At 51.4% G+C, this 11,491-nt stretch carries 8 protein-coding genes; 5 read left to right on the top strand and 3 right to left on the bottom strand.

What is annotated here, in order from left to right; all coding sequences use genetic code 11:
* Positions 1–955: 955 nt before the first annotated feature.
* The 5 genes from NDI52_RS21180 to NDI52_RS21160 all read left to right on the top strand — a co-directional run bounded on the left by NDI52_RS21180 (position 956) and on the right by NDI52_RS21160 (position 5,908).
* A complete protein-coding gene (locus tag NDI52_RS21180) occupies positions 956–2,659 on the top strand; it encodes an AarF/ABC1/UbiB kinase family protein (protein ID WP_347280035.1) in 1,704 nt (567 codons plus the stop codon).
* Between the two features lie 427 nt (positions 2,660–3,086).
* Positions 3,087–3,929, top strand: coding sequence for a YdcF family protein (locus tag NDI52_RS21175; RefSeq protein WP_190770071.1), 843 nt, complete (start codon positions 3,087–3,089; stop codon positions 3,927–3,929).
* 87 nt (positions 3,930–4,016) lie between these two features.
* Positions 4,017–4,373 (top strand): hydroxyisourate hydrolase, encoded by a 357-nt coding sequence (gene uraH, locus NDI52_RS21170; protein ID WP_190770072.1) that lies wholly within the window; start codon positions 4,017–4,019, stop codon positions 4,371–4,373.
* 44 nt (positions 4,374–4,417) lie between these two features.
* Complete coding sequence (locus tag NDI52_RS21165; RefSeq protein WP_190770073.1) at positions 4,418–5,098, top strand: GntR family transcriptional regulator; 681 nt, start codon at positions 4,418–4,420, stop codon at positions 5,096–5,098.
* 111 nt (positions 5,099–5,209) lie between these two features.
* Positions 5,210–5,908, top strand: a complete 699-nt coding sequence (locus NDI52_RS21160; RefSeq protein ID WP_190770074.1) for a TrkA family potassium uptake protein — start codon at positions 5,210–5,212, stop codon at positions 5,906–5,908.
* A 253-nt stretch (positions 5,909–6,161) separates the two neighbouring features.
* Here NDI52_RS21160 and NDI52_RS21155 read toward each other — a convergent pair whose 3' ends face one another.
* The 3 genes from NDI52_RS21155 to NDI52_RS21145 all read right to left on the bottom strand — a co-directional run bounded on the left by NDI52_RS21155 (position 6,162) and on the right by NDI52_RS21145 (position 11,448).
* Entirely contained in the window at positions 6,162–7,808 is a 1,647-nt protein-coding gene (locus NDI52_RS21155) for a sodium:proton antiporter (RefSeq protein WP_190770075.1), read from the bottom strand.
* Between the two features lie 278 nt (positions 7,809–8,086).
* Complete coding sequence (gene guaD, locus NDI52_RS21150) at positions 8,087–9,424, bottom strand: guanine deaminase (RefSeq protein WP_190770076.1); 1,338 nt, start codon at positions 9,422–9,424, stop codon at positions 8,087–8,089.
* Positions 9,425–10,026: 602 nt separating this feature from the next.
* Positions 10,027–11,448, bottom strand: a complete 1,422-nt coding sequence (locus NDI52_RS21145; protein WP_190770077.1) for an NCS2 family permease — start codon at positions 11,446–11,448, stop codon at positions 10,027–10,029.
* Between the last annotated feature and the right edge of the window lie 43 nt (positions 11,449–11,491).

Below are 11,491 nucleotides of genomic sequence, written 5' to 3'. Positions count from 1 at the left end.
GTTCATCTTCTGAGGGCCACCAGAACGAGCAGGCATACCCACCCAGATCCAGACTCTACAGATGTAGGGTTAAGGGACGGTCGCTGCTGCATTAATGGCAAGTAATGGGGTGTTTAAGGTTTTGCAAAAGTTCGCCTCTCTGGCCCAATTCTCTAGACGTCCTGCGCGAATTGTTAAGCGGCGGGTGCATCCCACTTTTGCGGGTGAGGCGAAGCCTGCCTCACCCGCAAAAGTTGGGATGCACCCTTGAGCGGCTTCGTCATGCAACGATCTGTGCAGCACCTCTTTCATGGCAACCGCCCGAAAGCTTTCGCTAAGTCAACCCAGTCTGTGCGAAAAGATAGGTAATTTAGGGCACCTTACTGAAGGTAGCTTCGTGGGTGAATAAAGACGTGCCTGCCAAGTAGGCAGGGTTTCCCTTGAAGACGCTAGCAATAGCCGTTAAGTGGTCTCTTAAATAGAGATAGCTAAAGGCCAATATCTTAAGAACTGCCCAAATGGAGGAATCTAAAGGTGATGAGGTAAATCTATGGTAGGAACATGTCTGGTTGAGGTACATGTTCGAGAGCCTAACGCGGAACTCCACACGCGAGTATAAGCGCAAGTTTGCGAGGCCAGGGAGACGTGATCGTAAGGATTAGAGTTCTTAAGCTTCAGCTGGCTCAACCCCCAAAAAGGATAAATTTTGGGGCCGAGCTAATCCGTATTTCTATGGTTACAATAGTTAACTTTTGCGAAAGCTTTGGTTTAGTTAAGTGTAGTTTCTTATACGATGGTTAATAGATGCCATCAGCTGCCTGAGTAAGTCAGCTGTATCTCAAGCCCGCTCAAGCCTGCTCTGGTTGCGATCGTATTAAGAGACTGCGATAACTCGCTCTCTTCGTCCGGCAGGTAACAGCAGGTTTGACGTCTGTGAACACAGTTCAGGTTCATGGTTTGAGAGGATATTTCCAGCGTGAGTCTTTTCCCTCTAAGTCGGCTCAAGCGCTACGATTCCGAAGCGATCGCCCGCTATTACAGCCGCCGCCCTTGGCTCAGCCTGTGGCGTATGTTCCTGATCCTTTGGTATTTGGGGGGCTTTGTCGTTTCCCTCAAGTTGGATGACTGGTTCGGTCAAACTGAAGCAAATCGACCTCGCCGCACTGCGCAATTGCGCCAGTCGATCACCCGGTTAGGCCCCACCTTCATTAAGGTTGGGCAGGCACTTTCCACCCGCCCTGACCTGATTCGCAAAGACTATCTGGAGGAACTGGTCAAGTTGCAAGACCAGTTGCCGCCCTTTCCCAATGCGATCGCCTTCAACATCATCGAAACAGAGCTGGAGCGGCCCATCGCTGAAATTTACAGCGAAATCTCACCGCATCCAGTAGCGGCCGCCAGTTTAGGCCAGGTATACCGGGCCAAGCTGTTTTCTGGGGAAGAGGTTGCTGTCAAAGTGCAACGTCCCAATCTGTTACCAACGTTGACGCTAGACCTGTTCCTCATCCGCTGGATGGCCAGTTGGCTGTCGCCCTGGCTGCCCCTCAATCTGGGCCATGACCTGACCCTGATTGTGGATGAATTTGGTATCAAGCTCTTCGAGGAGATTGACTACGGCAACGAAGGTCGCAACGCCGAACTATTCGCTCGCAACTTTGCTAACGACCCCCAGGTTAAAGTCCCCTGTATTTACTGGGACTACAGCGCTACCCATGTGCTGACCCTGGAGTGGATTGATGGCTTCAAGCTCAATGATTTTGAGAAAATTCGGGCTGCTGGCCTCGACCCCGATCGGTTGATCGAAATTGGCGTTACATCTGGTTTGCGGCAATTGCTAGAGTTTGGCTTCTTTCACGCTGACCCTCACCCCGGCAACCTGTTCGCCATGCCGGATGGCCGCATGGCTTATATTGACTTCGGGATGATGGACCAATTGGGCCAGGATTCTAAGGAAACCTTGGTGGATGCTGTTGTCCATCTCATTAACAAGGACTACTCTGACCTTGCTGCTGATTTTGTCAAGTTGGGCTTTTTGACCCCCGACATTGACATTACTCCTATCATTCCTGCCCTGGAGCGAGTATTGGGAGATGCGATCGGCAGGAATGTAGGTGCCTTCAACTTCAAGACGATCACGGATCAGTTCTCGGAGTTGATGTATGATTATCCCTTCCGAGTGCCCGCCAAATTTGCCTTAATTATCCGCTCCCTTGTCACGCAGGAAGGGTTAGCACTTTCCCTCAATCCGTCCTTCAAGATTTTGGAGGTGGCTTATCCCTACGTGGCTCGCCGTCTGCTGACTGGGGAAACGCCTGAGCTACGCCGTCGTCTGTTTGAACTGTTGTTCAAAGATGGCAAGTTCCAATGGCATCGCCTGGAAAACTTAATTTCCATTGCTCGTACGGACTCCAGCTTTGATCTCATTCCTACGGCTCAGCTGGGGCTGCAATACTTGCTTTCTGAGGAGGGTTTGTATCTGCGTCGTCAGTTGTTGCTAGCGTTGATTGAGGACGATCGCCTGCACACTGATGAAGTGCAGCGGCTGTGGGAATTGGTGAAGGATGACCTACAACCCTCACGTCTGGTGAGTGCTGCTTTGGGAGCCTTGACAGGGCTTTCGGGCGATCGCCCCTCCGGCCTTTTCCCTGCCATGGCCTCTTTCCTTTCCCTTCAGAAATAGCTGGTTTATCAGCGAATTATCGCTCAACCATCTCAGACACCCGGTGTTTCTAAAAACACCGGGTGTCTTGCTTATTCCTTTATGGCTAGTACGCTGAGGCGTCAATGTATCACCTATTTTGGTGTGGGGTGCTTCGCACCCCACACCAAAATAGGTGACGAACTTAGGCCGTGGCCTACTAGTACGCTGAGGCGGAAATCCATCACCTATGTTTTTGTGTGGAGTGCGAAGCACCCCACACAAAAACATAGGTTGCAAACTTAGGCCGTGGCCTACTAGTGCCAGGTCGGCCTCTATCCTTATCTAATCTTTACAATATGGGAGGCCCTATCAAAAGTTCATAACTGGTAAGTGATGGGCATTCGCTCAGGAAAAGAGCCAGGTTAGATTGAAGGCGACGTGCTGGTATCATGTGACAACCGCTTGAATGATGGAAACCCTGCGACGGTCTATTGGTGGAAACTGGTCTAGCCTGAATTGGGGGATTTACGACCTGCTCATTAGTCCACGGTTTGTCAGCCTGGCTCTGCTGTTTGCTATGGCCTTGCTGGTGCTAGGGAGCTATCCAGCTCTCCGGAGGCAAATTTTGCGGGGGTTAATTATCACCCTGGCGGTTTACTGGATGGTGATTTCTCCACCCGTCGTTGCCCTCACCGAGGGGCTCCTGATGGCCCTGGTGCCACCCGATACGGGGGAGAGCGCTGACGCCATTGTGGTGCTCGGACGGGGAGCGTATGAGCGGGGCGATCGCTACCCTGTTGCCTTGCAATTGCTGCAAGACAAACGTGCCCCTAACCTGTTTATCACCGGGCGTGGTAACTTCCAATATGTTGCGGATGCTTTGGATGATTATGGCGTTTCCCTGGCTCAGGTAAATGGTACCTATTGCGGGCGCACCACCAAGGATGAAGCCTACGCGACCTCCGTCCTTCTAGGGCCTCACGGTATTCAAAAGATTATTTTGGTGAGCGATCGCCCTCACATGCTACGGGCCTATCTAACCTTTCGGGGGCGAGGCTTCACCGTTATTCCGCATCCGATTGACCTGTCGCGAAAGATCAGCAGTGCCCGTCGTTCTATCCTGACCCTGCGCGAATATTTTGGTTTAGCCAGCTACCTGTTTTTGGGACGGTTGCATCCCGGCTCCCCGGAAGAATTGCGTCAGCCCTCGGCAGAATTGGTGCAAGAGGTCAGGCGTCGCCGTTGTGAAATTAAACCCGAAGATAAACCCGCACTCTTTCAGGCTAGCCGTTCAAGGGATACACTTTAGTATTCAATCTTGAGTAACGGTGATTGAAGTAACGTGTTGCTCCAAATTACCGCTACTCAAGCCGATTCCGCCCCTTTCCCCTGAACCATGGTTGGAAAATTAACGACTCACGTTCTCGATACGGCTCGGGGCTGTCCCGCGGCGGGAATTGTTGTCGAGCTATGGGAGATTGATGAAGCCGGTTCTCGTACCCAGCTCACGACTGTGGTCACCAATGCTGATGGGCGTACCGATGCTCCTCTTCTCAGCGATGACGCCTTTCGAGTCGGCCGCTATGAGTTGGTTTTTGCTGTGGGAGACTACTTTGCTAGCCTAACTGAGTTGATGAACCCTGCTTTTTTAGATCGAATCCCGATTCAGTTTGGCATTGCCGATGCCACAGCCCATTATCACGTTCCCCTGCTTGTGTCTCCCTGGAGTTACAGCACCTATCGGGGAAGCTAAACTTTTGATATCCCTTAGTCCCCTGCACGCAAGGAGTTATTCTGTTGGGCCTGCAATCTGTCCGGCGCGGTAAATCGCTTCACAGCCAAACCTATGAAGCCTTGCGAGCCAGCATCCTATCGGGAGAGTTAATGCCGGGGGAACGGTTGGTAGAGACTCAATTGGCCGAGCGGCTGAAGGTCAGCCGCACTCCCCTGCGAGAGGCGATCCGCCAGATCCAGCAGGAGGGGCTGGTCACGGATGACCAGGGAGGTGGGTTACGGGTTGTCACTATCTCGGTGGAAGATGCGGAGCAACTCTATGACTGCCGCATTGCTCTGGAAGCCCTCTCGGTCATGGGAGCCTGTCAATATGCTACGGAGATCCAGTTAAAAGACATTTATGCCCTGGTTCTGGAGGCGGAGCAACAGGAACCCGGTAAAGAACTGTCTTCGTTGCAACAGTTAGATTTGGATTGCCAGTTCCATCGCCATATTGCCGAGGCATCAGGGAATCGCTGGCTGACCCATTTACTGGATCAGGTGTTCGATAAGATGACGCTGTTGCGGGTACAAACAACTCAGCACAACCCTTATGTGCTGGATATCCGCGAGGAGCATCGAAGGATTTATGAAGCGATCGCCCAACGTAACGCTGAAACAGCGACGATGGCTATCCGTAGTCATCTAACCGCCAGTAAGCAGCGGGTCGTGCAGGAAGTGAAAGGGTTATTACACAAAGTCTGAGGTCTGTCCTCACGCATACTGGAAGGGGCACCCATTGGCCTTTCCAGTATCTTCGATTGCCCTAAATCCTGTGGCAACCGCATACAGTAAAGAAAACAACTGGGGAGAGCTATGTACGTTTTGATTGGAGGGGCCGGGCTAATTGGCCTGACTTTGGCACAAAATCTGGTCAAATTAGGCCATACCGTTGCCATGATTGACATTGACCCAGCAGCTTGTCGCCGCGCTCGCGACCAACTGGGAGTCATGGCATTTGAAGGGAGTGCCGTCAGCACTGAAGCTCTGAATGAAGCAGGCATTCAAAAAGCGGATGTGGTCTGTGCCGCGCTGCGCCATGATGCGTTGAATTTGGCGATCGTGTCCCTGGCGCGGCATTACGATGTACCCCACATCATTTCTCGGATGCGCCACCGGGATTTTGAACAACCCTTACGCCATGCGGGAGCTCACCGCATTATCAGCACGGTAGATCTGGCTGTATCCACTATGGTGAATGCGGTGGAATACCCCCAGGTAGAATCTATGATGCATTTTGAACAGGGGCAAATCGAAGTGCTGAAACTGGCTATCCCCTCAGCGTGTCATGTCATCGGGCGCAGCATTGCTGAAATTGCCCAGGACAGCCGCTTCCCTTCCAACTCACTGATTATTGGCTATCAACCCCATCCCCACCTAAACTTGATGGTGCCTAACGGCGCAACCATTCTAGAGCCCGAGTCTACTGTTCTGGTGGCTACTAAACCTGAATCTTTGCACCCCGTGATTGATTTTCTGCAAGAATGTCTTCCGGCAACCCGCATTTTGAATTGAGGCGATCGCCAGATAGCTATAGAACCTTCGGTTGGATAACCACCTTGGTGATTATTTAACCGGATTCGATATCTTTAGGACTTGCGCGTTCTTGTGGTGTGCAAAGCACACCACAACGCACTCAAAAAAGATGCGACTCATGTTCTACGTCCCGCTTACCCAGTACGTGGAACATGAGTCGCATCTTTTGATTGAATTGCTAGAAACCCTCTCTCACAACAACTAACCACACGTCTAGAACAGCGCCTAGATTTTATTCGTCCTCCAGTCTAAACAACTGATCATCAATCGACCGCAAGCGCTGTGTAACCACTTCTTCAGAAATAATTCGTTTCCGTATAGCGTCGTTGAGTGCGCCGCGCTCAACCATCAAAAGTCGCCGTCGCACCGCATTAAGCTTGGAGGCACCACCCTGGCTACTAATGAGGGGATCGGTTCGACGGTTATGAAGGTCTCGCAGCTGTTTCTCAGCTTCTGCCACCTGAACCTGGTAGCTAGAACGCATTTCCTCATAGACAGACTTCGGAAGTACCCCTGTGTCGTGGAGCACGGCCAACTCGTTCTGCGCTGCTTTAGCTGCAATCAACTGCGATTGCAAGGCCTCAATTTGTTGACGGAATTCTGACACAGCTGCGATATTTAGCCGTTTGACCAACCAGGGAAGGCTGAGTGCCTGACCAATCAGGGAGACAAAAACAGCCCCATATACCAGAGCAATCAGATCACTGCGTCCGGGCAGCGAGGCCGGTAGGCTCAGGGCGAGAACCATTGAGAGTGACCCCTTGATGTTCCCCAAAAACAACACATGCTGCCATCGCAGGGGAATAGGCAAATCAAAGCGGTTTGAAATTGCAAGGAGTGGGTATACCGAGAGAACCCGCCCGACCTGATAGGCCAGAATTGTCAGCAGAATGGACGGAATAATATTCCACAATAGACGGGGCTCGACCTCCAGGCCAATCAGCAAAAAAATGAAGGTGTTAACGCAGAAGTCGGCATATTCCCAGAAATTTAGCAGGGTAATTTTGCTGGAAGCCGATACCGATTGGTTTAAGCCTCGATTGCCTACCGTCAGCCCCGCTACAACTACCGCGACCACCCCTGATACCTGAAGCCCATGGCCTGCCTGAAACGTCCCAAACGCCACCGCTACTGTCAATAAAATTCCACTTAGAGGGTCGTCAGAGAGGGACACAAATAGGACAGCACATAAAGAGCCGATCGCCAGTCCTACGAGTGCTCCCCCCACAATCACGACCACAAGCTGCTGAAGCCCGGCGAGCACCGTAACCGAGCCTCGGGTATAAACCTCCAGAATCAAACTAAAGAGAACGAGGGCGACTCCGTCATTAAAGAGGCTTTCCCCTTCCACAATGGTCGTCAGGCGGCTGGGAACGGATACTTCCTTAAACACGGCAATGACAGAAACCGTGTCTGTGATGGCCAAGATCGTTCCCAGCAGCAATGCTGGAATCCACTCCAGATTGAGAGCAAATTTGAGCACCGTTGCGGTAATGCCTGCCGCGAGTGCTACGCCGGGGCCAGCCAGCAGGCTAATAGGCTTAATGGTGCTCCGCAATCGGCTGACGTCGGTATTGATCGCGGCCTGGAATAGCAGAATGGGAAGCAGCAAGTTTAGAATCAGCGCGGAATCTAGATGTAAAGGGTTAGGGAGCAGTTGGGTTACCCCTAATCCCGCCAGCACAAGCCCCGTTACATAAGGGACTCGAAACCGGCGTGATAGCAGAGCTACTCCGGTCGCTACAAGCAGCAGAATGGTCAGGGTTGTGGCAACTTGTGCCAGAGATTCTTTGCTCCCCGATTCTGCAACCGGAAGGACGGCGATCGCCGCAGGAAGCCAATCTGAAAGAGGGTTAGGTACGACGTAATTCAAATTCATATCCATCAATATAGCGATAGCTCTGTTCGGTTTGGCTGCTTTGAATGAAGAGCCTAGAGCTTATTCCCAGGCACTTCATCCAAAACGTTTTGGAGTGCTATGTAACGCGCGGCACTCCAAATGGTTAGTGTTCTGGGGGTTGTGGTGTAAGGGGCACGAAGTGCCCCTTACACCACAACCCCCAGAACACCCTTAAAACATGGCTCCAAAATGGAAGGGTTGAGTATGAACAGTGTCGTGAGCAGGTTTAGCCGCGTTAAAGGAAATGACTGCCGGCTCTAGGCTTCTGCCCTCGCCCATGCTTTTTCACCGGCTACATAGGTCGCCTCAACCAGTCGATCGTCTCCTAACACGATTAAGGCAAAGAGTTGCTTGGCCAGAGCCTCCACGGTTTGCGGGAGGGGGCCTGCATTGCGAAGCGCCAGCAGCGGCGTTGCCTGCCGATCAAGCACGACAAAATCTGCTTCTTTGCCCACCTCAAAGTTGCCGATTTTGTCCTCTAGAGAAAGGCTGTGGGCGGCTCCTAAAGTTGCCAGGTAGAGGGACTTGAAGGGCGATAGGCTGTAGCCTTGAAGCTGCATCACTTTATAAGCTTCTGCCATGGTGGCAAACATGGAGAAACTGCTCCCGCCCCCCACATCCGTTGCTAAACCAACCCGGATGCCACTCGCGCGAGCATGATCCAGCTTGAACAGACCACTGCCCAAGAAGAGATTAGAGGTGGGGCAGAAGGCGATCGCCCCTCCTGCCTCTGCCATACGCTCAAATTCTGACTCGCTCAGGTGCAGACAGTGGGCAAAAATGGAGCGATCGCTGACCAACCCAAATTTTTCGTACACCTCTAGATAATCCTTCGTTTCGGGAAATAGCTCAGCCGTAAAGGCGATCTCGGCGTGATTTTCCGACAGGTGAGTGTGAACGTACACATCTGAAAATTCGGCTTTCAGTTCCCCAGCTAATTCCAACTCTTCTGGAGTAGAGGTAATGGCAAAGCGGGGGGTAATGGCATAGAGCTGCCGCCCTTTCCCATGCCAGGTTTGAATCTGTTCCCGTGTTTGGGCCTGAGCAACTTTTGCATCGTTTAGCAGGTACTGAGGGGCGTTTCGGCTCATCAGCACTTGCCCGGTAATCATGCGCATATTACGCTGGTGGGCCGCTTCAAAAAAGGCGGTGACTGATTTCGGAAAAATTGTCGTCAATACCAGTGCAGAGGTGGTGCCATAACGTAGCAATTCATCGAGGAAAAAGTTGGCAATCTTTTCGGCATAGGCGGCTTCCTGAAATTTTCTCTCAGCGGGAAACGTGTAGGTATTCAGCCAATCCAACAGTTGGGCACCGTAGGAAGCAATGATTTCTGTTTGGGAGTAGTGGACGTGGCTATCGATCAAGCCAGGAATGATGAGGCGATCTCCATAATCCACGACAGGCAAACGCCTGTAGTCCTGGCACAAACTTTCATAGGCTCCCAGTGCTTGAATACGGCCATTCTCTAGAACCAATAAACCATCCGGGATATAACGAATACACTCAGTTTCATCCACCAGGAAAGGATCTTGGATCAGATCTAGAAATGCACCACGAATGGCGAAAGGTGAAGGAGAACTGGAGGAAGTCATAGGATGAAACAACTAATGAGTGATCAAGCTGAAGGTGTGGAAGAAGCTGAAGTAACTGATGAAAATTAACCTTGAAGTATTAGTAAAAATATGAGGAAGGATAAGAAATACTTTTTGAAAACCTGAAACGTGAATCCAAATTTCTAAAGCTTAATACCCAATGTTGGCATGACCCGGATGAATGGATGATGCATCCGGGTCATGCCATGGGTCTACAGTATCAAACAAGAATTGTCCATTCTGTCAGGAAAATACCAGCAATTCTCAGTATGGGCATCAAAGCCAAGAGTTCACGCCCGTAGGGTGTGAACTCTTGGCTTTGATGCCCGAAAACCGCGCGCCTTTGGCGCGCGGTTTTCGGGCCTGATTTCAAAATGAGAATTGCTGGGAAAATACATCCAAGTGAATTGCTATCGGGTACGCTGGCCTGAATAGAAATATTGAAAACGTTAGCACTGACATCAGCGAAATTTGAGTACCTCAGATCCCCGGTTTTTAGGAGGCTAGAAGCCGACGTCCTCAAAGAACTCCGGCTTCTGAAGCATAGATCAGGCTACTTCAATCGGGCTCTCTTTTGAGCTGTGAAAATGCAGCATCACTTCCTACCCAAGCTCAAAAGTCTTGAAGACGAACCGAATGAAAAAGATGACCGCCAGTACCCATGTCGCAACTGGAACCTCTCTCCCTCTGCCCTGAAAAACTTTAATCAGCGGATAGGTAATGAACCCAGCGGATAGCCCTTCAGCAATAGAAAAACTGAACGGGATCAAGAAGATCGTCAGGAACGATGGAACGGCTTCCCCCAAGTCGTCCCAACGAATGCGAGTGACACAACTCATCATCAGAACACCTACTAAAAGGAGTGCAGGTGCTGTAGCAAACGCCGGGATTGCCTGAAAGATCGGAGAAAACAGGAGAGCGGCCAGAAATAGGAGTGACACCACGATAGACGTAAAGCCTGTGCGTCCACCTTCGGCAACCCCTGCACCCGACTCAATATAGGTGGTCACGGTAGAGGTACCGAGCACTGATCCAGCAACCGTACCGATCGCATCTGATAACAGGGCTTGATTTGCGCGGGGTAATTCTCCAGAAGGTGTAATATATCCGGCCTGGGTGCCAACTCCTGTCAAGGTGCCCACCGTGTCAAAAATATCCACAAATAGAAACACCAGGGTTACCACCACAAAATCCCAGAAGTTGCCAGCGTTGATTCCCCCCAGCCCCACAAAGGCTTGCCCAAAGAGGTCCGTTGGAAATACTGGAAGAGCCGCGATCGCCGTAGGAGGGGCTGCCACTCCCAATACCCAACCTAAAATCGCAATTCCTAAAATGCCCCACAGCAATGCTCCTCGTACCCGGCGTACCATCAGGAACACGGTAAATAAAATTCCCAATACGGCTAGCAAGGTTTGAGGTTGACGCAGGCTGCCAAAGGCGGTCTTCGTAGCCTCATTTGCGACAATAATTCCAGCCCCCCCGACATCGGGAAGACTGCCCAGGCCAATGTAGGCCAGAAATAAGCCAATGCCCACGGTGGTTGCCATCTTGATCGCATCAGGCACGGCCGTGATGATCTGCCGACGCACCCCGGTTACGCTCAACACGATAAAGATCAGCCCTTCCACAAGCACTGCTGCCAGGGCCATGCGCCAGTCAATACCCAGACCCAAAACAACCGAGTAGGCAAAGTAGGCGTTCATGCCCATCCCAGGGGCCATGGCAAAGGGATACTTAGCAATCAGCCCCATTAACGCTGTCCCGATAGCCGTAGCAACCGCTGTGGCAAAGACTATTTGGGCAAATAAATCGCCCGGTTGATTGAGAAAAATGGCATCCGACAGAATCAGCGGGTTCACCACCAGGATATAAGCCATGGTCATGAACGTTGTCAGACCTGCCAACGTTTCGGTGCGAAAGTTGGTTTGATACTGGTTAAAGTTGAAATAACGAGCGATCGCCCCCCAAAAGCCAGTCTGCGGTGCACCTGGCCCGGGCTGAATAACATCATCTTCGAGTTTCATGCTCCTTACCCGTGATAAGGATAAATATGTGGATGGTTAATAC

The organism is Leptolyngbya sp. PL-A3, assembly GCF_039962325.1.
Classification (GTDB): Bacteria; Cyanobacteriota; Cyanobacteriia; order Elainellales; family Elainellaceae; genus Vacuolonema.
Note: the sequence above shows the minus strand (reverse complement) of the source record. Positions and strands in the feature narration are given on the sequence as shown.